This window comes from Pseudomonas sp. SLBN-26, from assembly GCF_006715895.1.
GTDB classification, from domain to species: domain Bacteria; phylum Pseudomonadota; class Gammaproteobacteria; order Pseudomonadales; family Pseudomonadaceae; genus Metapseudomonas; species Metapseudomonas otitidis.
Genome location: NZ_VFOB01000001.1, coordinates 1,936,916 through 1,959,134, shown reverse-complemented (window position 1 = coordinate 1,959,134; position 22,219 = coordinate 1,936,916). Strand labels below are relative to the sequence as shown.

At 67.7% G+C, this 22,219-nt stretch carries 20 protein-coding genes and 3 pseudogenes; 7 read left to right on the top strand and 16 right to left on the bottom strand.

Annotated elements, in window-relative coordinates; translation table 11 throughout:
• Positions 1-53: 53 nt before the first annotated feature.
• The 3 genes from FBY21_RS08985 to rhtA form a co-directional block, all read right to left on the bottom strand.
• Positions 54-1,547, bottom strand: a complete 1,494-nt coding sequence (locus FBY21_RS08985; RefSeq protein WP_253543690.1) for a sensor domain-containing diguanylate cyclase — start codon at positions 1,545-1,547, stop codon at positions 54-56.
• A gap of 361 nt (positions 1,548-1,908) precedes the next feature.
• Positions 1,909-2,850 (bottom strand): serine O-acetyltransferase EpsC, encoded by a 942-nt coding sequence (gene epsC / locus FBY21_RS08980; protein ID WP_074969541.1) that lies wholly within the window; start codon positions 2,848-2,850, stop codon positions 1,909-1,911.
• A 74-nt stretch (positions 2,851-2,924) separates the two neighbouring features.
• A complete protein-coding gene (gene rhtA / locus FBY21_RS08975) occupies positions 2,925-3,815 on the bottom strand; it encodes a threonine/homoserine exporter RhtA (RefSeq protein ID WP_044404225.1) in 891 nt (296 codons plus the stop codon).
• 60 nt (positions 3,816-3,875) lie between these two features.
• Between rhtA and FBY21_RS08970 the strand changes: the two genes are divergently transcribed.
• The gene (locus FBY21_RS08970) at positions 3,876-4,466 is read left to right on the top strand and encodes a helix-turn-helix domain-containing protein (protein ID WP_142010430.1); all 591 of its coding nucleotides are present in this window, start codon (positions 3,876-3,878) and stop codon (positions 4,464-4,466) included.
• A 6-nt stretch (positions 4,467-4,472) separates the two neighbouring features.
• Here the strand turns inward: FBY21_RS08970 and FBY21_RS08965 are convergent, their stop codons facing one another.
• From FBY21_RS08965 to FBY21_RS08950, 4 genes are all read right to left on the bottom strand, one after another.
• The gene (locus FBY21_RS08965; protein ID WP_074969545.1) at positions 4,473-4,775 is read right to left on the bottom strand and encodes a DUF5629 family protein; all 303 of its coding nucleotides are present in this window, start codon (positions 4,773-4,775) and stop codon (positions 4,473-4,475) included.
• 68 nt (positions 4,776-4,843) lie between these two features.
• The gene (locus tag FBY21_RS08960; protein WP_409563789.1) at positions 4,844-5,167 is read right to left on the bottom strand and encodes a hypothetical protein; all 324 of its coding nucleotides are present in this window, start codon (positions 5,165-5,167) and stop codon (positions 4,844-4,846) included.
• A gap of 137 nt (positions 5,168-5,304) precedes the next feature.
• Positions 5,305-5,841 (bottom strand): cytochrome b, encoded by a 537-nt coding sequence (locus FBY21_RS08955; RefSeq protein WP_142010427.1) that lies wholly within the window; start codon positions 5,839-5,841, stop codon positions 5,305-5,307.
• Positions 5,838-6,896: a catalase family peroxidase gene (locus tag FBY21_RS08950; protein WP_142010425.1), complete on the bottom strand. Its 1,059-nt coding sequence runs from the start codon at positions 6,894-6,896 to the stop codon at positions 5,838-5,840. Before FBY21_RS08950 ends, FBY21_RS08955 begins: the two co-directional genes overlap by 4 nt.
• A gap of 130 nt (positions 6,897-7,026) precedes the next feature.
• On the opposite strand from FBY21_RS08950, the gene FBY21_RS08945 reads away from it, so the two are divergent.
• Together FBY21_RS08945 and FBY21_RS08940 are read left to right on the top strand one after the other, a co-directional pair.
• Positions 7,027-7,539 (top strand): sigma-70 family RNA polymerase sigma factor, encoded by a 513-nt coding sequence (locus tag FBY21_RS08945; RefSeq protein WP_142010423.1) that lies wholly within the window; start codon positions 7,027-7,029, stop codon positions 7,537-7,539.
• Entirely contained in the window at positions 7,536-8,282 is a 747-nt protein-coding gene (locus tag FBY21_RS08940) for an anti-sigma factor family protein (protein ID WP_107329208.1), read from the top strand. Before FBY21_RS08945 ends, FBY21_RS08940 begins: the two co-directional genes overlap by 4 nt.
• A gap of 52 nt (positions 8,283-8,334) precedes the next feature.
• Here the strand turns inward: FBY21_RS08940 and FBY21_RS08935 are convergent, their stop codons facing one another.
• The 3 genes and pseudogenes from FBY21_RS08935 to FBY21_RS30220 form a co-directional block, all read right to left on the bottom strand.
• Positions 8,335-8,931 carry an NADPH-dependent FMN reductase gene (locus FBY21_RS08935; protein WP_142010421.1) on the bottom strand — a complete coding sequence of 199 codons (597 nt, stop codon included), beginning with the start codon at positions 8,929-8,931 and terminating at the stop codon, positions 8,335-8,337.
• Between the two features lie 99 nt (positions 8,932-9,030).
• Positions 9,031-9,558 (bottom strand): annotated as a pseudogene (locus FBY21_RS30225) (methyl-accepting chemotaxis protein); the annotation flags it as partial.
• 378 nt (positions 9,559-9,936) lie between these two features.
• Positions 9,937-10,956 (bottom strand): annotated as a pseudogene (locus FBY21_RS30220) (chemotaxis protein); the annotation flags it as partial.
• 468 nt (positions 10,957-11,424) lie between these two features.
• Here FBY21_RS30220 and FBY21_RS08925 point away from each other — a divergent pair.
• The 4 genes and pseudogenes from FBY21_RS08925 (at position 11,425) to FBY21_RS08915 (ending at position 15,780) form a co-directional block, all read left to right on the top strand.
• On the top strand, positions 11,425-12,744 hold the full coding sequence (locus tag FBY21_RS08925; protein WP_142010417.1) for a Na+/H+ antiporter family protein: 1,320 nt from the start codon (positions 11,425-11,427) through the stop codon (positions 12,742-12,744).
• Between the two features lie 117 nt (positions 12,745-12,861).
• Positions 12,862-13,686 (top strand): annotated as a pseudogene (locus tag FBY21_RS30215) (cache domain-containing protein); the annotation flags it as partial.
• 36 nt (positions 13,687-13,722) lie between these two features.
• On the top strand, positions 13,723-14,544 hold the full coding sequence (locus FBY21_RS30210) for a methyl-accepting chemotaxis protein (RefSeq protein WP_409563811.1): 822 nt from the start codon (positions 13,723-13,725) through the stop codon (positions 14,542-14,544).
• 168 nt (positions 14,545-14,712) lie between these two features.
• The gene (locus FBY21_RS08915; RefSeq protein WP_044405834.1) at positions 14,713-15,780 is read left to right on the top strand and encodes an AI-2E family transporter; all 1,068 of its coding nucleotides are present in this window, start codon (positions 14,713-14,715) and stop codon (positions 15,778-15,780) included.
• On the opposite strand, the gene FBY21_RS08910 is transcribed toward FBY21_RS08915, so the two are convergent.
• From FBY21_RS08910 to nuoJ, 6 genes are all read right to left on the bottom strand, one after another.
• Entirely contained in the window at positions 15,777-16,307 is a 531-nt protein-coding gene (locus FBY21_RS08910; RefSeq protein WP_253543689.1) for an alpha-ketoglutarate-dependent dioxygenase AlkB, read from the bottom strand. The genes FBY21_RS08915 and FBY21_RS08910 overlap by 4 nt on opposite strands.
• A gap of 194 nt (positions 16,308-16,501) precedes the next feature.
• On the bottom strand, positions 16,502-17,977 hold the full coding sequence (gene nuoN, locus FBY21_RS08905; RefSeq protein WP_107329202.1) for an NADH-quinone oxidoreductase subunit NuoN: 1,476 nt from the start codon (positions 17,975-17,977) through the stop codon (positions 16,502-16,504).
• Positions 17,978-17,997: 20 nt separating this feature from the next.
• A complete protein-coding gene (gene nuoM, locus FBY21_RS08900) occupies positions 17,998-19,527 on the bottom strand; it encodes an NADH-quinone oxidoreductase subunit M (protein ID WP_074969567.1) in 1,530 nt (509 codons plus the stop codon).
• Between the two features lie 25 nt (positions 19,528-19,552).
• The gene (gene nuoL, locus FBY21_RS08895; protein WP_142010410.1) at positions 19,553-21,400 is read right to left on the bottom strand and encodes an NADH-quinone oxidoreductase subunit L; all 1,848 of its coding nucleotides are present in this window, start codon (positions 21,398-21,400) and stop codon (positions 19,553-19,555) included.
• Positions 21,397-21,705, bottom strand: a complete 309-nt coding sequence (gene nuoK / locus FBY21_RS08890; RefSeq protein WP_044405825.1) for an NADH-quinone oxidoreductase subunit NuoK — start codon at positions 21,703-21,705, stop codon at positions 21,397-21,399. Before nuoK ends, nuoL begins: the two co-directional genes overlap by 4 nt.
• A gap of 4 nt (positions 21,706-21,709) precedes the next feature.
• Positions 21,710-22,210 carry an NADH-quinone oxidoreductase subunit J gene (gene nuoJ, locus FBY21_RS08885; protein ID WP_044405824.1) on the bottom strand — a complete coding sequence of 167 codons (501 nt, stop codon included), beginning with the start codon at positions 22,208-22,210 and terminating at the stop codon, positions 21,710-21,712.
• Positions 22,211-22,219: the final 9 nt, after the last annotated feature.

The following is a 22,219-nucleotide window of genomic DNA, read 5'->3' as shown; positions in this document are numbered from 1 at the left end:
TTCACTCCCCGAAGGCGGTCAAGCTGCCGTGCGGCGTCCGGACGGATGGTGCGTCAGTGCACCTCGATGCGGTTGCGGCCTTCCGCCTTGGCCCGGTACAGGGCCATGTCGCTGCGGGACAGGGCGCCGGCGGCGGTGATGTCGTCGGTGCCCAGGGTGGTGATGCCGATGCTCACCGTCAGGGGGATGCGTTCGCCCTGGTACAGCAGCGGCACGTCTTCCAGGCGCTGCTGCAGGCGTTGGGCGAAGACCATGGCGCTGCGGTGGTCGGCGTCGTTGAGCACCACGGCGAACTCTTCGCCGCCCATGCGCCCGGCGAAGTCGACCCGGCGCATCTGCTCGCTGAGCAGGGCGGCGAAGTGGCGCAGGGCCTCGTCGCCGGCGCTGTGCCCCCAGCGGTCGTTGATGCCCTTGAAGTGGTCCAGGTCGAACATCAGCAGTGCTGCGCCGCTGTTGCCGGGCCGTTGCAGGCGGGCCAGCTGCTCTTCCAGACGGGTCATGAAGTTCCGGCGGTTGGGCAGTTGGGTGAGGAAGTCGGTGATGGCCAGGGCCTGCAGCTCGGCCTCGATGCGCTTCTGCTCGCTGATGTCGGTGATGAAGCCGTGCCAGAGCACGCTGCCATCGCCCAGGCGCTTGGGGTGTGCATTGCCCAGGCGCCAGCCCACTTCGCCGCTGGCCAGGCACACGCGGTATTCCCGGTGCCAGGGGGTGAGGGCCATGGCGGAGGTTTCCAGGGCGTTGAGGTAGCCCGGCAGGTCGTCGGGGTGGATCAGCGCGAGGATGCGTTCACGCCCGACCTTTACCTGCTCGGGGGAGAGGCCGTAGATGTCCAGGCTGCCGGCGCTGACGTAGCGGTATTCGCCGCTGCCGTCGGGGTGGCGCAGGTACTGGAAGACCATGCCGGGGATCTCGTTGGTGAGGTCCGTCAGCAGTTCGATGTTCTGTTCCAGCCGGCGGGCCATGCGCTTCATCTCGGTGATGTCGGTGGTGGTGCCGATCATCCGCAGGGCACGGCCCTGTTCGTCGCGCTCGACCACCTTGCCGCGGCTGCTGACCCAGATGTAGCTGCCGTCCTTGCGTTGCAGGCGGTGTTCCACCTGGTAGTCGGGGGTGCGCTGCTCGAAGTGGTCGAGCATGGTGCGGCGCACATAGTCCAGGTCATCGGGGTGGATGCGGCCGTAGCTGTCCTCGATGCGGTCGCTGATTTCCCCGACGGCGTAGCCGAGCATGGACTTCCAACCCGGCGAGTAGTGGATGCGCCCGTTGACCACGTCCCGGTCCCAGATGCCGGTGCCGCTGCCGGCCACGGCCAAGGCCAGGCGCTGTTCGTTTTCCTTTAGGGCGGTGGTCTCGTCCTGCATGCGTTGCAGGCGTTGCTGCTGCTCCAGCAGCTCTGCCGCCAGGCAGGCGAAGTCGGCCAGGGCCGTGGTGTCGAGGTCGTCTGCCAGGGGGGCGGTATCGAGCAGGATGAGGCGGGCGTCGGTGCCGGGCAGGGGCTGGTGATGAAGGGCGCGCAGCTCGGGCGATTGTCCGTGGCAGGCGGCCACGACCTGTTCCGCAGGTGATCCGTCACAGGCGAGCAGGCCCTCGGCGCCCAGCAGGGCTGCCGCACGCACACGAAAAAACCGCCGCACCAGGTGCAGCAGGGGGGTGAAGCTCGTCGCCGGGGGTGTCACGTAGGACCTCTGGAGCTGTATCGGTGGGTGCCATGGTTTCAGGGCGCCTGTCCATGGCGTGCCCGGCGAGCCGGGCCGGGTCGTGCAACCGGGAGCGACGTGACTGCTGTCGTCCCTTGGATGCTAGATCAATGCAGGCCACTGGCCAGTGGCCAGGACCGGTCATTCATCGGCTGCCCGCGTGCCGTCCGTCCGGGCGCGCGCCGTGGCGAGGGGCCACGGCGCGTACCGGTCAGGCGCCGCAGTCGCTCTGCAGGCTGGCCTGGGTGATGTTGCTGTCGGCCGGCACGCTGCGGGTCAGCCAGACGTTGCCGCCGATGACCGAACCTTTGCCGATGGTGATGCGCCCGAGGATGGTGGCGCCGGCGTAGATCACCACGTCGTCCTCGACGATGGGGTGGCGGGGCTGGCCCTTCTGCAGGTTGCCCGACTCGTCCGCGGGGAAGCGCTTGGCGCCCAGGGTCACCGCCTGGTAGATGCGCACGCGCTCGCCGATGATCGCCGTTTCGCCGATCACCACGCCGGTGCCGTGGTCGATGAAGAAGCTCTTGCCGATGGTGGCGCCGGGGTGGATGTCGATGCCGGTGGCCGAGTGGGCGATCTCGGCGATGATGCGCGCCACCAGCGGCAGGCCGTTCTTGTAGAAGTAGTGCGCCAGGCGGTGGTGGATGACCGCGTGGATGCCGGGGTAGCACAGCAGCACTTCGTCGACGCTGCGGGCGGCCGGGTCGCCCTGGAAGGCGGCCAGCACGTCGCTGTCCAGCAGGCGGCGCAGTTGCGGCAGGGCGGCGGCGAAACCCTGGACGATGGTGATGGCCTCGCACTCGATGTCGGCGGCGCTGGTGCTGTTCTGCCGGGCGGTGTAGCCCAGCTCGCGGCGTACCTCGCCGGCCAGGGCGTTGAGCGCCACGTCCAGGGTGTGGCCGACGTAGAAGTCTTCGCTTTCCTCGCGCAGGTCCGCCGGGCCGAGGCGCATGGGGAAGAGCGCGCCGCTGATGGCTTCGATGATCTGGCCGATGGTGGTGCGCGAGGGCAGCTCGCGTCCGCCGCGATCCTGGCCGCGACCGTTGCGGCTGCGCCACTCTTCGCGGGCGCTGCGCAACTCGCTGACGATCTGGTCCAGCTGCCAGTTGACCGGGCGGCAGCCGGTGGAAACGTAGGGGAACTTGTTCATGGACGATCCTGTGAGGGCGCAAGGCAGGGCGATAGCCTTGCGCAGGAGGGCTTCGCTCGGCAAGGGGTTTGCGCTCAGTCGGCGGGAATCAGCCCCTGCACCTCTTCCTTGCGCTTCATGCTCGCGGTGGTGCCCACCGAGGCGAGGATGATGGCGCCGATGGCGGCCCATTGCAGCAGCGTCAGCTTTTCACCGAGGAACAGCAGCCCGGAGAGCGCCCCCAGGGCCGGCTCGATGCTCATCAGGGTGCCGAAGGTCCGCGCCGGCATGCGTTGCAGGGCGTACATCTCCAGGGTGTAGGGGATGGCCGTGGAGAGCAGCGCCACCCCCAGCGCGGTGGGGATCAGGGCCAGGTTGAGCAGATCGGTGCCGGCATGGACCACGCCGAAGGGCGCAGCGGCGAAGGCGGCGACGATCACCCCCAGGCAGGCGCTCTGCATGCCGTGGTCGGCCCCGGCGCGCTGGCCGAAGATGATGTACAGCCCCCAGCACACGCCGGCGCCGAGCGCGTAGGCAGCGCCCAGCGGGTCGATGCCGCTGGCGTTGGCGCCCACCGGCAGGAGCAGCAACAGGCCGGCCACCGCCAGGGCGATCCAGACGAAGTCCAGCAGGCGCCGCGAGGAGAAGATTGCCACCGCCAGCGGCCCGGTGAACTCCAGTGCCACCGCCACGCCCAGGGGCACCGTGCGCAGGGACATGTAGAACAGCAGGTTCATGAAGCCCAGGGCCACGCCATAGGCCACCACGCTGCCCAGGGCACCGGTGTTGATGCGGGCGCGCCACGGGCGCAGCACCAGGATCAGGAAGATCGCGGCGAACACCAGGCGCAGGGTGGTGGTGCCTTCGGCGCCGATGAGGGGGAACAGGCTCTTGGCCAGGGACGCGCCGCTCTGCACGGAGGTCATGGCGATGATCAGCACGCCGACGGGCAGGAGCGTCGCGGCCAGGTTGCGGGACTGGGTCATGGTTTTCCGGATCAGGCAGGGAAGGGCGCGTGCTTGTGGTGCGCCGGGATGTGCAACATAATGCGCAAATTCATCTCAATGAGCAATATATTGCCCAAGCACATGGACCGACCCAACGTACTGGAACACGTCTCCGAGAACGTTCGCCGTCTGCGCAAGGCGCTGGGCATGAGCCAGGATGCGCTCGCTTCGGAGTCCGGGGTGAGCCGGCGGATGATCGTCGGCATCGAGGCCGGGGATGTGAACGTCAGCCTGGCGACCCTGGACCGCATTGCCGAGGCCCTGGGGGTGCTGTTCCCCGACCTGGTGCAGGCGCCGAGCCGCCCGGATCGCTCGCGCATCGAAGCGGTGGCCTGGGTCGGCCAGGACCCGCGCAGCCGCGCCGTACTGCTGGCCAGCGCCCCGGCGCGGCGCGAGGTGGAGCTGTGGTCCTGGGCCCTGGAGCCGGGCGAGCGCTACGCCTCGGAGGCGGATGCCGAGGGCTGGAGGGAGATGGTCTACGTCATCGAGGGGGAGCTGACGCTGGAACTGCCGGAGGGGCCGGTGACGGTCCGCGCCGGGGACTTCCATGTGTTCGCCAGCAGCCAGCCCTATGCCTACTCGAACCTGGGCACGGTGCCCCTGCGCTACCTGCGCAACGTGGTGAGCTGAGCCTGTTCAGGCCTGCTCGGGCGCTTCGTCCTCGTCTTCTTCATCGTCGTCATTGCTGCCGCTGAAGGCCTCCATGCACACCAGGTGGTGCTCGCCCTGGTCGCTGTCGATCCGCCAGCTGCCATCGGCTTCGGCGCGGGCCTGCTGCACCTGCTCGGCACTGAATTGCCAGACGCGACGGTCGCGGCCGTCGATGCATTCGATGCGCAGTGCCCCGTCGACCAGGTCGAATTGCCAGGCATGCAGGCCGTCGATCTCCAGCATGTCGCTGTTGCCGAGGGTGTCGAGGAGGGTGGTCGGTTCGCTCATGGTGCGGCTCGGGTGCTGTGAAAAGGCCGCGATGATAGAGCACGCCCGTCGCCAGGGCGACCCTGGGCTCAGGGCGTGCCGCTGCCCACCAGGCGATCGGCTTCGCTGATGTAGGCGTTGCCGGTCTTGCGGGCGTACAGGCACAGCTCGTTGCCGCTGCGCCCTTTCATGTGCGGCTGGGGGTAGCGGCCGGTGATCATCAGCGCGGTGAGGCCGAGGCGGTCGTCGAACACCACGGGCTGGCCGGCGGGCTTTGCATCCTTGAGGCTGCTGACGGCGGTGCAGGCCGCCAGGACGCGGCGGTCGTGCTGTTTCCAGGCATCGTCGCTGGACGCCAGGGCATTGCCGGCGCAGCACAGCAGGGTGATCAGAAGGCAGGGGATGCGGCTCACGGAAGTTCTCCAGGGTGAAGGCCAGGCACCGCCCATTTCGCGACAGGCCGCTTGTCGGCCTGCCGCGTCGGGAATGGAGGGTGCGTACAGCTCCTAGACCACGGCCGTCTGGATTGGTTTGGGCCGGATCACGCCGTTCAGCGGCCCCCGAGCATGCTGCCGAGCACGCCGTCGCGACGGACCAGGCCGTGGAACAGCGCGGCGCCCAGGTGCGCCAGGACGCAGGCCAGCAACAGGTAGGCGAGCCAGCGGTGGGCGCTGCGCAGTACTGCGTAGAGCTGGACGTCGTGCGGGGCGATGGCCGGCAACTGCAGGGCGCTGCCCAGCTGCACCGGGTAACCGCCGGCGGAGAGCATGCCCCAGCCCACCAGGGGCATGGCCAGCATCAGGCCGTAGAGCAGCACATGGGAGGCGTGGGCCAGGCGTTGCTGCCAGGCCGGCATGTCGGTCGGCAGTGGCGGTGCCGGCCGGCGCAGGCGTACGCCCAGCCTCAGCACGGCGAGCACCAGCAGGGCGACACCCAGCGGTTTGTGCACGGCCACCAGGGTGGTGTGCCAGGGGCTGATCTCCACCACCATGCCGGCACCGATGAACAGCATGGCCAGGATCAGGATCGCCATCAGCCAGTGCAGCAGGCGGGCGAGCGGGGTGAAGACGGGGCGGGTGGAATTCATGGCTGGGCTCCGGGGCGAGGTGCGGGGGCGCCTTCGTGGGTGCGGCGGTTGAAGGACACGGCGTAGGCGGCCGAGCGGGCGGCGAGGATCGGGTCGGCCGAGGGCTCGATGCCGTCGGGCAGCACCAGCGGGTCGAAGTTGATGTCGCGGCAGTCTCCTTGGTCCTCGGGCTGGGCGCGGTCGATCACCAGGGTGCCGGCCTCCACCTGCTGGCGCTCGGCGGGCCAGGCGCGGGACGGGTCGTCCACCGGGTCGCCGTCCTCGGCCAGGGTCAGCACCAGGTGCCAGCGCAGCGGGCCCTGGGCCAGGCGGCGGTGGAGGTCGTGGGCGAGGAAGTCCGGGTCGTCCACCTGGGCGTCCAGGGGTTCGTAGGGCGCTTCCGGCACCATCGCCCAGCGCACGTAGCGGGCCTGGCCGTCGGCGTTCACCAGGCGGAAGGCATTGAGGCCGTGGTAGCGGGCGTTGGCGAAGCTGTTGGACGGCTTGTTGGCCTGGGCCCACTGGCGGAAGGCCGCACTCTCCGGGTGGGCGTCGAAGAAGGCCTGCACCTTCGCCGGGTTGGGCTTGCCGGTGGCCGGATCGGGGGCCGAGGCGAGCACCTGCTCGAAGAAGGCCTCCACCGTGCCCACCGCCAGCACCGCCGGGGTGTTCATGCCGGTGCGCCACTCCTGGCCGTCGGCGCTGCGCAGGCGCAAGGCCAGGCTGCGCACCGGCACGCTGGCATCGGCGGCGAAGGGGTTGCTGCCGCCGATGGCCAGGCGCCCGCTCACCGGGATGTCGCCCGGGGCGAAGACCTGGGCGCGGGAATAGGCGACAGCGGCGCCGCTGGACTGGAACTGGCCGCTGATGCACAGACCCTTCGCGTGGTTCTTGCGGTAGCCGGGGTAGTGGCCGGCGTTGGCTTCGAAGGTGTCGATGATGCGTTGCGGCGTGAGGCGCTGCGGGCCGATCCAGCCGGCGGTCCAGGCGAAGGCGCCGGCCAGCCCGGCGACCGCCAGGCCGATCAGCGAGAGCCGGCCGGCGAGCTGGGCGCGGCTGAGGGGGGAAGGGGTCATGGATGGCTCCTCTGGCCAGGTCATTGAGCCGGTGGGACGTACGAGCGGAGGATTTATTCCCGCCGGCTGGAATAAAGTTGCGGCTGGGGCGTCTTCCTCCACAGCATCCTTGCCCCGAGCCCCGTTCCCCATGCATGACATCGATGACGACGAACTTCGCGAACTGCTGCAGCGCCTGCGCCGTTTCGCCCTCTGGCTGACCCGCGAGCCCGCCAGTGCCGATGACCTGGTGCAGGCCACGGTGGAGCGCGCCCTGGGCGATCGCCAGGGGCCGCGCCAGGCCGAGAGCCTGCGGGCCTGGCTGTTCGCCATCCTCTACCGCAAGTTCCTCGACGGGCAGCGGCGCGCTCGGCGCTACGCCAAGGTGCTGGGCTTCTTCGGCCTGGCCGGTGCCGACGAGACCCCGTCGCTGGAGGCGCAGGTGGAGGCACGCTCGACCCTCGATGCCTTCGTCCGCCTGCCGGCCGAGCAGCGCGCGCTGCTGGTGCTGGTGGGGGTGGAGGGGCTCAGCTACAAGGAGGCCGCCGAGGCCCTGGACCTGCCCATCGGCACCGTCATGTCCCGCCTCTCCCGCGCGCGCAAGGCCCTGCGCGCGCTGGCCGAGGGCGAAATCGCATCCCCTTCGTTGCGGATACTCAAATGACTTCCTTCGAACCCAGCGAACACGATCTCCACGCCTACCTGGACGGCCAGCTCGACCCCGCACAGGCCCGCCTGGTGGAGGCCTGGCTGGCCCGCCACCCCGAGGCTGCCGCCCAGGTGGAGGGCTGGCGCCAGGATATGCAGCACCTGCGTGCCGGCCTCGCCGACCTGCAGGGGCTGCCGCCCAACCCGGCGCTGGACCCGCGTGCCATCCGCCGCGCACGGCTGGCCCGCCAACGGCGCCAATGGGCGACGGCGGCCGCCTTGCTGCTGGCCCTGGGGCTGGGAGGCGTGGGTGGCTGGCAGGCCCGTGAGCAGACCCTGCTGGCGGACATTCCGCCCATGCAGGACGCCCTGGAGGCACACCGCCTGTTCGCCCTGGGCAGCGTCGCGGTGGATGTGCAGGGCGATGCCGGCAACCTCCAGGCCTGGCTGGACCGGCGTTTCACCCACGCGTCGCGCATTCCCGACCTGTCGCCCTACGGCTTGCGCCCGGTGGGTGGGCGGCTGCTGACCAATGAGCAGGGGGCGGCGGCGATCCTGCTGTTCGAGGATGCCAACGGCCAGCGGGTCAGCCTGTACCTGCGCTCGCCTGGCGCGCTCTATGCCGAGATGCCCAGCGGCAGCCGCCAGGACGGTGACCTGGAGGCGCGCTACTGGTCGCGCAATGGCTACAACTACGCGCTGGTGGGCCCCAGCGGTGATCCGCGTGGTGCGGTGGTGCAGCGGGCGCTTTCGCTGTAAGGGGCGGGCGCTGTGAGGGACAGCCCCGCGCAGTGTGGCGGGGCCGGCGTGCTTACATGCCGTTGGTGAAGGTGGGGTTGCTGAAGTCGATGCTGGCACGCACCGGCTGCAGGGCGGTGGCGTACTTGGCGAGGATGTCCAGGTCGTAGTCCAGGCGGTCGCGGATGCGCTGGTCGTCTTCGCTGGCCACCTCGGCGCCGTTGAGCACCTTCTCCACGCCGCGGACGATCAGGTGTTCGGGCAGGTAGCAGAGGCGGCAGTTCTTGTAGCTGGAGGCGCGCAGCTCGCTGATCGGGTAGCCGCCGCCGATGCCGGAGGAGACGCCCACCAGTAGCCCCGGCTTGTGGGCCAGTTCGGCCTTGCTGGCATAGATGAAGAAGTTCTTGATGGCCGGGCAGGCCATGCCGTTCCACTCGGGGGCGATGATCACCACCGCGTCGGCGGCCTTAAGCTGTTGCTGGAAACCGGCCCAGGGGCCGGTGTCTTCGGCGGGCCACAGTGGCAGCGGCTGCTGGCCGAGGTCGATGACCGAGGTGCCGGCCTCATCGGCCAGCTTCAGGTCGACCAGGCGTTGGCGGATGAAGCGGGCGACCTTGCCGGACTGGCTGTTGGCGCGGCTGGAGCCGGCCACGATGGCGTAGTTGAGCATTGTGTTGTCCTTGCAGGAAGGAGGAAGGGGGAGGGGCAGGCTAGCGAGCGGCACGCCGGCGAACAAGCGCCGGCGTGCCAGGGCATGGAGCCGATGGCGTCAGACCTTGAACTGGTCCATCAGGCCCTGCTGGTGGTTGGCCAGGCGGTTGAGGTTCTGGCTGACCTCGGCCGACTCCCGCGCCCGCACCGAGAGGGATTCGGTGACATCGCGGATGGCGGCGACGTTGCGGTTGATCTCCTCGGCCACGGCGCTCTGCTCCTCGGCGGCGCTGGCGATCTGCAGGTTCATGTCGGTGATCACGGTGACGGCATCGCCGATCTTGCGCAGCGAGGTCACCGTCTGGCCGACCTGCTCGACGCTGTTCTGGGCCTGGCGGTGGCTGCTGTGCATGGAGCCGACCACTTCGCGGGTGCCGTGTTGCAGGCCTTCGATGACCTGGCGGATCTCTTCCACCGAGTCCTGGGTGCGCTTGGCCAGGCTGCGTACCTCGTCGGCGACCACGGCGAAGCCGCGGCCGGCTTCCCCTGCGCGGGCGGCTTCGATGGCGGCGTTGAGGGCTAGCAGGTTGGTCTGCTCTGCGATGGCGCGGATCACTTCCAGCACCGAGCCGATCTGCTCGCTGCTGCTGGAGAGGCCTTGCACCTCTTCCATGGCGGCGCTCATCTCGCTGGCCAACTGCTCGATGGCGCTGGTGGTGCGGTCGATCATCGCCAGGCCTTCCTGGGTGGCCAGGTCGGCGCCTCGTGCGGCTTCGGCGGCCTGGGCGGCACTGTGGGCCACGTCGTGGGCAGTGGCGCTCATCTCGTTGGAGGCGGTGGCCACCTGGTCGACTTCCTTGTACTGCTGCTGCATGCCGGCGCTGGTCTGCTCGGCGATGGAGGAGGCCTGGTCGGCAGTGCCCCGGGCATCCTGAACCGAGCGCTTCACGTCGGCGATGATCGGCTGCAGCTTGTCGAGGAAGCGGTTGAACCAGCCGGCCAGCTCGCCCAGTTCATCCTGGCGGGCGTACTCCAGGCGGCGGGTGAGGTCGCCTTCGCCGCTGGCGATGTTCTTCAGCATGGCGGCCACGCCGAGGATCGGCCGGGTGACGCCGAGGGCGGTGAGCCACATCAGGCCGAGGCCGAGTACGGCGGCGGCGAGGCCGATGAGGGCCGAAACCAGGCTGCTGGCGTCGCGCTGGGCGTCCAGCTCCTTCTGCAGCTTGATGGCGGGGGCGAGCAGCACCTTGTCCGGCACTTCCAGCATCACGCTCCAGGGCGAGGCGGTGGGGATCGGCTTGAAGGGCTCCATCACCCGCAGCATGCCGTCCTTGTCGACGTTGCTGGGCTTGCCGCTCTGGAGGGCAGAGGTGAGGGCGGCGGCGTCGGCACCGAAGACGGCATCGAGCTTTTGGCTGAGCTTGCCGATGTCCTGGCTGTGGCCGGCGAGCAGGCCGGCGGGGCTGATGATGCTGATGTGGGCCTTGCCGTCGTACAGCTCCTGGCTGCCTTGCTGGCTGAGCTGCTGGAGGCTGTCGAGGCTGATGTCCAGGCCCATGACGCCGATGACTTTGTCGTTCTGGATCAGCGGGAAGGCGATGCTGGTCATGAGGATCTTGCGGTCGCCGACATCGTCGAAGTAGGGCTCCAGCACGCAGGAATCGCGGGTCTGCATGGGGCAGGTGTACCAGGCGTTGTAGGGCGAGCCGCTGGGGCCGGTGCTGCTGTCCGCGAGCATCTTCTCGTCCATGGTTTCCGACAGCAGCTTGCCGGGCGTGGCCTGGGACCAGTAGAGGGCGAAGCGGCCCTTTTCGTTGCTGCCCAGCTCGCCCTGTTCGGTGAACAGTTCGTCCTTGCCGTCCAGGGCGTTGGGCTCGAACACCACGTAGAGGCCCAGCAGGCTGGGGTTGGCCTCCAGGCTGGTACGCACCTGGCGGGTCAGGTCCTCGCGCAGGTCGAAGGCGTCGAGGAAGCGCTTCTCGGCCTGTTCCTTGAGGAACAGTATCTGGCGGGAAAAACCCTTGCCGTACTGGTAGGCGTCCATGAAGTAGCGCTGGATGCGGATGGCCTGCAGTTCGCCACGGGCCTGCATCCGTTGTCGGGCGCTCTGGTCGAGCATCTGGGAGCTGGAGGCCTTCACCAGTTCGGCGCTGCGTTTGGACTGGTAGAGGGAGGCGCCTACCAGGAGGGTCACGATGGCCAGCAGGCAGAGGCCGGCGAGCAGGGTGATCTTCCACTGGATGGAAAGGCGACTGAACGGCATGGTCTTTTCCTTCTTCTCGTCAGACTACAAGGCGGCTATCGGCCAGTTGGCCACTTACTTGATCAGGCCGGTCCTGGCGATGGGGCTTCCAACTCGAAACGACTGCTGCGGGCGCAGCATGCAAGGATTATGCACGCATCGTTCAGCATTCTGAACATGTATCCGTTTTGACAGTATCGTTCGCTTTCGGCAGAGTACGCCGCTTTTTTTGCCGCTCTCCTTGAACAGGGCGGCCTTCGGGAGAGTGGAATGAATGCGGTGATCGTGGCAGTCGGCGTGATGCTGGTGCTGAGCCTGCTGCGCGTGCACGTGGTGCTGGCGCTGATCCTGGGTGCGCTGGTGGGCGGCCTGCTGGGTGGGCTTGGCGTGGATGGCACGCTGGAGGCCTTCAACAAGGGGCTGGGCGGTGGTGCGACTGTTGCGCTGTCCTACGCGATGCTGGGGGCCTTTGCCGTGGCAATTTCCCGCTCCGGGCTAGCCCATGCGCTGGCCGACCGGGTGCTGGCGCTGGTGGGGCGCCAGGATGGCAACGGCGGCGGTGCCCTGAAATGGGGACTAGTGGCGCTGTTGCTGGGCGTTGCGATCGCTTCGCAGAACATCCTGCCGATCCACATCGCCTTCATCCCGCTGCTGGTGCCGCCGCTGCTGTACGTGCTGACCCGCCTGCAGATCGACCGCCGGCTGGTGGCCTGCGTGATCACCTTCGGCCTGATCACGCCGTACATGTTCCTGCCGGTGGGCTTCGGCAACATCTTCCTCAACGAGATCCTGCTGGCCAACGTGGCCCGCAGCGGGGCGGACATCAGTGGCGTCAGCGTCACCCAGGCGATGGCCATCCCGGCGCTGGGCATGGTTGCGGGCCTGCTGATCGCGGTGCTGTTCAGCTACCGGCGCAAGCGCGTCTACGACCTGGAACGCATCGCCGCTGCCGAGCAGGTGGAGGTGGCCTACGACCACCGCAGCCTGCTGGCGGCCGGGGCGGCCATTGTCGCCGCCTTCGTGGTGCAGCTGTGGCTGGACTCGATGATCGTCGGCGCACTGGTGGGCTTCCTGCTGTTCTCCGCCAGCGGCGTGGTGCGCTGGCGCCAGGTGGACGACCTGTTCACCGAGGGCATGAAGATGATGGCGATGATCGGCTTCATCATGATCGCCGCCGCCGGCTTCGCCGAGGTGATGCGCGCCACTGGCCAGGTGGCCACCCTGGTGGAGGCCTCCGCCGGGCTGATCGGCAACAGCAAGGCGCTTGGCGCGCTGCTGATGCTGCTGGTGGGGCTGCTGGTGACCATGGGCATCGGCTCGTCGTTCTCGACGGTGCCGATCATCGCGGCGATCTTCGTGCCGCTGTGTCTGCAGCTGGGCTTCAGCCCGCTGGCCATCGTCTCCATCGTCGGCACCGCCGGCGCACTGGGAGACGCCGGTTCGCCGGCCTCCGACTCGACGCTGGGCCCTACCTCCGGCCTGAACGTGGACGGCCAGCACAACCACATCTGGGACACCGTGGTGCCCACCTTTCTGCATTACAACCTGCCCCTGCTGGCCTTCGGCTGGCTGGCGGCCATGGTGTTGTGACGGAGCGCTCGTTCCGCCGCGTTTTCCCCACGATTCGCTATAGCTAATGAAGGGACAGCCGATACCTCGGCTGTCCCCCTTTCGTTTTCCCGGTCTGCCGCCCTGAGGAATGGATACATGCGCCTGACACTCAAAACCAAGGTCCTGCTGCTGGCGCTCGCGCCGGTGATACTGTTCGCCGTCGTGCTCAGCGGCGCAGCAGCCAAGGTCCTGCTGAGCCTCGCCGAGGGTGAGGTGAAGGAAACCCGCGAGCGTCTGATCGATGAGAACCGCCGTGAACTGCAGCATTACATGCAGATCGCCCTGGGCTCCGTGCAGATGCTGTATGACGCGTCGGCCGCCAATGACATGGCGAGCCGCGAAAAAGCCATCGAGATCCTGAAGAAGATCAAGTACGGCAAGGACAGCTACTTCTTCGCCTACGACTCCCAGGTGATCCGCCTGTTCCGTGGCGACAGCCCAGTGGACGTGGGCAAGAGCTTCTCCGGCCGCAAGGACGTCAACGGTGTGGCCGTGAACGACGAACTGGTCCGGGTCGCCAAGGATGACAGCCGCTACGTCTTCTACAGCTCGCCCTTGCCGGGCAACGAGAGCGTGCAGGTGCCCAAGCTCGCCTACAGCTATTACCTGCCCAAGTGGGACATGGCCCTGGGCACGGCGGTGAACCTGGACGGCGTCGAGGCCCAGGTGGCCGAGGTGCAGGAGGCGATCGACGCGCGCATCAGCACCATCCTCACCAGCATCGTGGTGATTGCGGCGATTTTGCTGGTGGTGTTCGGCATCGTCGGCACGACCCTGGCCAACGCCTTCCTGCGTCCGTTGCAGCAGATCAAGGCCAACCTTGACGACATCGCCGCCGGTGACGGTGACCTGACCCACCGCCTGCCGATCAACAGCCAGGACGAGCTGGGCGAACTGGCTGGCTCCTTCAACCGCTTCGTCGAGAAGATCCACGGCCTGGTGCGCCAGATCGTCGAGATGACCGTGCAGCTCACCGGCCTGGTGGACCAGGTGTCCGCCCAGGCCCACCGCTCCGAGCAGGCCATGGAGCGCCAGCGCCACGAGACCGACCAGGTGGCTACGGCCATCAACGAGATGAGCGCCGCCGCCCATGAGGTGGCCCAGAGCGCCCAGGGGGCTGCCGAGGCCGCACAGAAGACCGACCAGGAAGGCCAGGCCGCCAAGCGCGTGGTGGACGGCAGCATCACCCGTATCCACTCGCTGGTGGGCGACATCCGCGAGAGCGGCGTGTCCCTGGACAGCCTGCAGCAGGACGTGCAGTCCATCGTCAGTGTGCTGGGGGTGATCCGCTCCATTGCCGAGCAGACCAACCTGCTGGCCCTCAACGCCGCCATCGAGGCGGCCCGCGCGGGTGAGGCCGGTCGCGGCTTCGCCGTGGTGGCCGACGAGGTGCGTGCCCTGGCCAGCCGCACCCAGCAGAGCACCCAGGAAATCCAGGGCATGATCGACCGCCTGCAACAGGGCACCCAGGAAGCGGTGACCGCCATGCGCCGCTCCAGCGATGCCGGCGAGGTCACCAGCGAGCAGGCCAACCAGGCCGGCGCCTCGCTGGACGCCATCGCCGGGCTGATCGGTACCATCAACGCCATGAACGCGCAGATCGCCAGCGCTGCCGAGGAGCAGACGGCGGTGGCCGAGGAGATCAACCGCAGCGTGCACCAGATCGCCGTGGCCGTGGACAGCGTCGCCGACGACACCCGCCAGGGTGCCGAGACCGCCCGCTCCCTGGCCGCCCTGGGCGAACGCCTGGGTGCGCTGGTGCGTCAGTTCCGCATCTGATCGCCGGCTTGTTCGGCTCGGGGCGCGAGGCCATTCGCGTTCCGGGCTGAAGCCCAGGCCAAGGCGACTCCACCCCTGGCGCTTCCGGGCGCCGCACCTGCAAAGTCTTCGCACTTTGTGCGGGCACTGGCGGACTAAACCGGTAACCCCACTGGATACCGCCCGCCCATGTCCGCCTCCCGCTATCCCCTCGAACTTCGCTCGCTGATCCTGCTGCTGGTACTGGTTTCCCTGGCCTTCATCTGGATCCTGCTGCCGTTCTATGGCGCCGCCTTCTGGGCGGTGGTGCTGGCGGTGGTGTTCGCACCACTGCAACGCCGCCTGGCCCTGCGCCTGGGTGGGCGCGGCAACCTGTCGGCGCTGCTGACCCTGGGGGTATGCCTGCTGGTGGCGATCATCCCGGTGTGCCTGATCGGCCTGCTGCTGGTGCAGCAGGGGGCCGATCTGTACAGCCGGCTGGAGTCCGGCGAGCTGGACCTGGGCATGTACCTGGAACGCTTCATCGACCTGCTCCCGCAGGCGCTACAGCATCAGCTGGGGCGCTTCGGCCTGGACAACCTGAACGGCCTGCGTGACCGCCTGGTGGGCGCCGCCACCCAGGGCAGCCAGTTCCTTGCGACCCAGGCGTTCTCCATCGGGCAGGACACCTTCCAGGTGGTGATCGGCTTCTTCCTGATGCTCTACCTGCTGTTCTTCTTCCTCCGCGACGGCCCGGAAATCGTGCGGCACATCCGCACGGCGGTGCCCCTGGCGGATCACCACAAGCGTCGCCTGCAGCTGAAGTTCACCCGTGTGGTGCGGGCGACGGTCAAGGGCAACGTGGTGGTGGCGGTGATCCAGGGCGGGTTGGGTGGCGTGGTGTTCTGGCTGCTGGACATCCCCAGTGCATTGCTCTGGGGCGTGCTGATGGCCTTCCTGTCCCTGCTGCCGGCAGTGGGCTCGGGGCTGATCTGGGCGCCGGTGGCGGCCTGGCTGATGCTCAGCGGTGACCTCTGGCAGGGCGTGGTGCTGGTGCTGGTGGGCGTGCTGGTGATCGGCATGGTGGACAACCTGCTGCGGCCGATCCTGGTGGGCAAGGACACGCGCATGCCGGACTACCTGGTGTTGCTCTCCACCCTGGGCGGGATTTCGCTGTTCGGCCTCAATGGCTTCGTCATCGGCCCGCTGGTGGCGGCGCTGTTCATGGCCAGCTGGGGGTTGTTCGTCAGCACCCGTCGGCGGGTCCGCCTGCCTTAAGGCGCTGCCCGCAGGCGGCGGAAGGTGAGGCTGATGCGCGGGCCGGCGGCTTCGGTCCGGGGAATGGCGTGCAGCCAGTGGGCCTGGACGGCCTGGTCCATGTAGAGCAGCGAGCCGGACGGTAGCGTCCAGGCCACTTCGTGCTCGCGGTCGGCCTTGCTGCGGAAGCGGATCTCGCGGGAGTCCCCGAGGGAGAGGATGGCCACCCCGGTGCCGGCTTCCAGCACCTCGCACTCATCGGAATGAAAGCCCATGGATGACTGGCCGTCTTCGTAGAGGTTGAGCAGGCAGTTGTTGGCAGAGAAGCCAATGACCGGTTGCAGGCGCTCGCCAAGCCATTGGGCCCAGGCGGGCAGTGGCGTGGCGGGGTAGTGGATCTGCGAGTAGTTGTAGGCGACCCCGTAGCTGGCAGTGCGCCGCGCGCGCATGCGGGTGTCCCAGGTGACCGTTTCGAGCAGTTGGCGCAAGTGGCTGTCCGGCTCGTCGAGGAAATCGGGGATGAACAGCAGGTCGGGTCTTGGGTGCACGGCTTCGTCCTTGATGGGGTGCGGCGGCGGGGCGCCCGCTGGAGCAGGCTGCCGATGATGCCGGGACTTGCCGGCTGGCGCCATGGTCTTGCTGGTTTCACCTGCCTGGACGCGGAAGGGGAGGGGGCCCCGAAGTGAACGGCCATGAAAAAGCCCGGCATTCGCCGGGCTTTTTCGTTGCTGCCGTGGGGCGCTCAGTGGCCGAGTGCGACCAGGCTGGAGTGCTGGACCAGGTCCAGCAGCGGCTGCGGGTAGACGCCGAGCACGAAGGTGAGCAGGGCGACGATCAGCAGCATGATGCCGCCGGCGCGCTGGGCCCAGTGCAGGTCGGCGTCGTGACGACGCAGGTTCGGCTCCACCAGGAACAGCGTGACCATGACCCGCAGGTAATAGAACACGCCGATGGCGCTGCCCAGGATCATCACGCCCAGCAGCAGCCAGAGGTGGGATTCGACACCGGCGGCGATGACGAAGAACTTGCCGATGAAGCCCGCGGTGAGCGGAATGCCGGCGAGTGACAGCATCATCACGGTGAGTACGGCGGTCAGGTACGGACGGCGCCAGAACAGGCCGCGGTATTCGTACAGGGCGTCGCAGTCACGGCCGTTGTAGGGCGTGGACATCAGGGTCACCACACCGAACGCACCCAGGCTGGTCAGCACGTAGGTGGCCAGGTAGACGCCGATGGCCTCCACGGCCATGCCCTTGGTGGCGATCAGGGCGATCAGCAGGTAGCCGAAGTGGGCGATGGAGGAGTAGCCCAGCAGGCGCTTGATGTTGCTTTGCAGCAGGGCCAGCAGGTTGCCGAACAGGATCGAGGCGACGGCGATGGCGGCCAGCAGGTCGTTCAGCCAGCCACCGGCAGTGGCCGGGGAGATCTGGTACAGGCGAACCAGCACGGCGAACACGGCGACCTTGCTGGCGGTGGCCAGGAAGGCCGACACCGGGGCCGGGGAGCCTTCGTAGACGTCCGGCGTCCAGAGGTGGAAGGGCACCAGGGACAGCTTGAACGCCAGGCCGACCAGCATCATGCCGATGCCCAGTTGCACCAGGCCACCGGGCACGCCCTGGCCGGAGAACTTGGCGCCGATGCCGGCGAAGCTCAGGGTGCCGGCGTCGGCGTAGAGCAGGGCCATGCCGAACAGCAGGAAGGCGGAACCGGCGGCCGAAAGCACCATGTACTTGATGCCGGCTTCCAGCGAACGCTTGTTGAAGAAGGCGTACGCCACCATGCCGTAGACCGGCACCGACAGCAGTTCCAGCCCGATGAACAGGCCGGCCATGTGCTGCGCGGTGACCAGCACCAGGCCACCGCAGGCGGACAGGAGGATCAGCAGGTACATCTCCTCGCGGTTGCCCGGGTAGCCCTGGCCAGTGTTGCCGCCCAGGTAGGCGTGGATCAGGGTGACGCACGCCAGGGTGGAGGCCAGTACCAGCGCCATGTAGTAGCAGCCGAAGGTGTCGACCTTCAGCAGCGGGGTCACCTCGATGGGGGTGACGCCCAGCGCCGGGATGATGGCCAGCAGGGCGGCGTTGAGGCCGACCACCGACAGGCCGAAGGTGAGGGTGTGGTTACGCTTCCAGGCCACGGCCAGCATCACTGCGACGACAGTGGCGCAGGCAACCAGCAGCGGCAGCAGGGCGATCAGGTGTTGAGTCGTGAATTCCACAGCGTGATGTTCCATGACAGCTACCGGGCCGAGGCGAGTTGGGTGAAGGCTGCATCCAGCCACTGATGCACGCCGTGCATGCTGGCAGCGGAGGTGTCCAGCACCGGTTGCGGGTAGACGCCCAGGAGGATCAGCAGCACGGCGAGGCCGAGCACCATGATCAGTTCGCGGGGCTTGAGGCCCTGCAGTGGCGCGTCGGACTTGGCGGCACCGAAGTGGGCGCGGTGGATCATGATCAGCGAATAGACCGAGCCGAACACCAGGCCGGTGGCGGCGATGATGGTCACCCACATGGCCTTCTCGAAGGAGCCCAGGAGGATCAGGAACTCACCCACGAAGTTGCCGGTGCCGGGCAGGCCGAGGGCTGCGGCAGCGAAGAACAGGCTGATGGCTGGCAGGTAGGGCATGCGGCTCCAGATGCCACCCATCTGGCGCATGTCGCGGGTGTGCAGGCGCTCGTACAGCTGGCCACAGAGGATGAACAGCGCGGCGGCGGACAGGCCGTGGGCCATCATCTGCACCACTGCACCCTGCAGCGCGATCTGGCTGCCGGAGTAGATGGCGATCAGCACGAAGCCCATGTGCGAGACGCTGGAGAAGGCCACCAGGCGCTTGATGTCGGTCTGCGCGAAGGAGAGCAGGGCACCGTAGACGATGGCGAACACGCCAAGCCAGTGGGCGATGGGCGCGAACTCGGCCGAGGCGTTGGGGAACAGCGGCAGGGCGAAGCGCATCAGGCCGTAGGCAGCGGTCTTCAGCAGGATGCCGGCCAGGTCCACGGAGCCTGCGGTGGGCGCCTGGGCGTGGGCGTCCGGCAGCCAGGAGTGGAACGGCACCACCGGGAACTTCACCGCGAAGGCGATGAAGAAGCCCAGCATCAGCAGGTACTCGGCAGTGGGCGTGAGCGGCGTCTTCAGCAGGTCGGCGTAGTTGAAGGTCAGCACGCCAGTGGCGTTGTAGTGCACCAGCACCAGGCCGAGGATCGCCACCAGCATCACCAGGCCGCTGGCCTGGGTGAAGATGAAGAACTTGGTGGCGGCGTAGATGCGGGTCTTGCCCTTGCTGCCGCTGTGACCCCAGAGCGCGATGAGGAAGTACATCGGCACCAGCATCATTTCCCAGAAGAAGAAGAACAGGAACAGGTCGACGGCCAGGAACACGCCGACCACGCCGCCGAGGATCCACATCAGGTTGAGGTGGAAGAAGCCGACGCGGTTCTGGATCTCGTTCCAGGAGCACAGCACGGACAACACGCCGAGCAGGCCGGTGAGGGTCACCATCAGCACCGACAGGCCATCCATCGCGAGGTGGATGGTGATGCCGAAGCGCTCGATCCAGTTGACCTTGAATTCGTGCGCCCAGACCGGATCGGCACCCGGGGCAGGGGCCAGGGTGAAGTCGCCGGTGGCCCACAGCCAGAGGCCGAGGCCGAACAGCAGCGACATGGTCAGCAGCGCAATCCAGCGAGGCAGGGTGGTGCCGAAGCGCTCACCTTGCCAGCACAGCAGGCCGCCGATGAAGGGAATCAGGATTAGCCAGGGCAGAATCATGACGGGCTCAATTCCTTAAGAAGATTCAGGTCAGCAGCACGGCGCCGAGCACCAGCACGGCACCACCCACCAGGGAGACCGCGTACCAGCGCAGCTGGCCGGTCTGGCTGCTGCTCAGCATGCCGTTGCCGCCACGAACGAGGCGCGGGATCAGGCCGATGCCGGAGTCGATCGGGTCGTTGCCCAGCAGGCGGGTGGCCAGCAGGTAGGGCTTGACGAACAGCTTGTCGTAGAGCCAGTCGAAGCCCCAGGCGGCGTACCACCAGGCCCCGAGGAAGCGGCCCGGTGCGCTCTGGGCGACGGCGCTGACGAAGCGACGCTTGCCGAGGAAGAGCAGGGCGGCCAGCAGGATGCCCGCCAGGGCGATGGCGCCCGAGGCGATTTCCAGGCTGTGCTTGGCTTCGCCACCGGCATGGCCGACGCTCTGAGGCAGCACGCCGGCCAGCGGCGGGGTGATCAGCGCACCGATGAAGGTGGACAGCACGATCAGCACCGACAGCGGCAGCCAATGGGCCACACCGTGGCCGGCATGGGCCTCGGTCTTCGCTTCGCCGTGGAAGGCGATGAAGATCAGGCGGAAGGTGTAGATCGAGGTCAGGAAGGCACCGGCCAGGCCTGCGTAGAGCAGCCACTGGTGACCGCTGGCGAAGGCTTCCCAGAGGATCTCGTCCTTGGAGTAGAAGCCCGCGGTGACCAGGGGCAGTGCCGCCAGGGCCGCGCCGCCGACGATGAAGCTGGCGTAGGCGAGGGGGAGCTTCTTCCACAGGCCGCCCATCTTGAAGATGTTCTGCTCGTGGTGGCAGGCGTTGATCACCGCACCGGAGGCGAGGAACAGCAGGGCCTTGAAGAAGGCGTGGGTCATCAGGTGGAAGATCGCCGCGTCCCATGCCCCCACGCCCAGGGCGAGGAACATGTAGCCGATCTGGCTCATGGTGGAGTAGGCGAGGATGCGCTTGATGTCGGTCTGCACCAGCGCGGCGAAGCCGGCCAGCACCAGGGTGACGCCACCGACGATGCCCACCAGCTCGAGGATCTCGGGGGTGAGCAGGAACAGGCCGTGGGTCCGGGCGATCAGGTAGACGCCCGCGGTGACCATGGTGGCCGCGTGGATCAGTGCGGAAACCGGGGTCGGGCCGGCCATGGCGTCGGCCAGCCAGGTCTGCAGCGGCAGCTGGGCGGATTTGCCCACGGCGCCGCCCAGCAGCATCAGGGTGGCGAACCAAAGCCAGCTGTCACCGGCCACGTACTTCTCGGGTGCCAGCTTCATCAGCTCCTGGATGTTCAGGGTGCCGAGGTGCATGAACAGGATGAACAGGCCGATGGCCATGAACACGTCGCCGATGCGGGTGACGATGAAGGCCTTGAGCGCGGCGTTACCGTTGTTCGGGTTGCTGTAGTAGAAGCCGATCAGCAGGTAGGAGCAGAGGCCCACGCCTTCCCAGCCGAAGTACAGGAACAGCAGGTTATCGCCCAGCACCAGGAACAGCATGCTGGTGATGAACAGGTTGGTGTACGAGAAGAAGCGCGAGTAGCCCTCTTCACCGCGCATGTACCAGGAGGCGAACAGGTGGATCAGGAAGCCGACGCCGGTGACCACGCCGAGCATGGTGACCGAGAGGCCGTCCAGGTAGAGCGTGAAGCTGGGCGCGAAGCCGTTCACGCTCATCCACTGCCAGAGCACCTGGGTGTAGACACCGCCTGCCGGCGGCGACACGTGGAACTGCCAGATGACCCAGGCCGCCGTGAGGGCAGAGAGGCCGACGGAGCCGACGCCGATCACGGCGGAGGCGTTTTCGGAGAGACGCCCGCGGGAGAACGACAGGACGAACCAGCCGAGCAGCGGGAACAGGAAGGTCAGGAATAGAAGGTTCATCCGCGCATCTCGCTGGCAGCGTCGATATCGAGGGTGTGGAAGCGGCGATACAGCTGCAGCAGAATCGCCAGGCCGATGCTGGCCTCGGCGGCTGCGAGGGTGATCACCAGAATGAACATGATCTGGCCGTCGGCCTGGGCCCAGCGGGCACCGGCGACCACGAAGGCCAGGGCGGCCGAGTTCATCATGACTTCCAGGCTCATCAGGACGAAGAGGATGTTACGGCGCACCATCAGGCCGGCGAGCCCGAGGGCGAAGAGGATGCCGGCGACGGCGAGCCCGTGTTCCAGTGGGATTGCACTCATGGCATTACTCCTTCGCTTCGTGGCGGCCGAGGTGGTAGGCCGCGACCAGTGCCGCCAGCAGCAGCATGGAGGCGAGCTCCACGGCCAGCAGGTAGGGGCCGAACAGGCTGATGCCGACGGCCTTCGCGTCCACGGTGGTGTGGCCGATGGCTGCGCCGCTCTGCTGGCTGAACAGCACGTACAGCAGCTCGGCCAGCAGGGCGAAGGAGAGGGCGGCAGGGCTGACCCAGATCCCGGGCGTGAGCCACTTGCGCTCCTGCTCCACCACGGCCGGGCCGAGGTTGAGCATCATCACCACGAAGACGAACAGCACCATGATGGCGCCCGCGTAGACGATGATCTCCAGGGCGCCGGCGAAGGGCGCACCCAGGGCGAAGAAGCACATCGACACCGACAGCAGCGAGACGATGAGGTAGAGCAGGGCATGCACCGGATTGGTGTTGGTGATCACCCGCAGGGTAGACACCACGGCGACGCCGGCAGCGAAATAGAAAGCGAATTCCACGCAACGTCT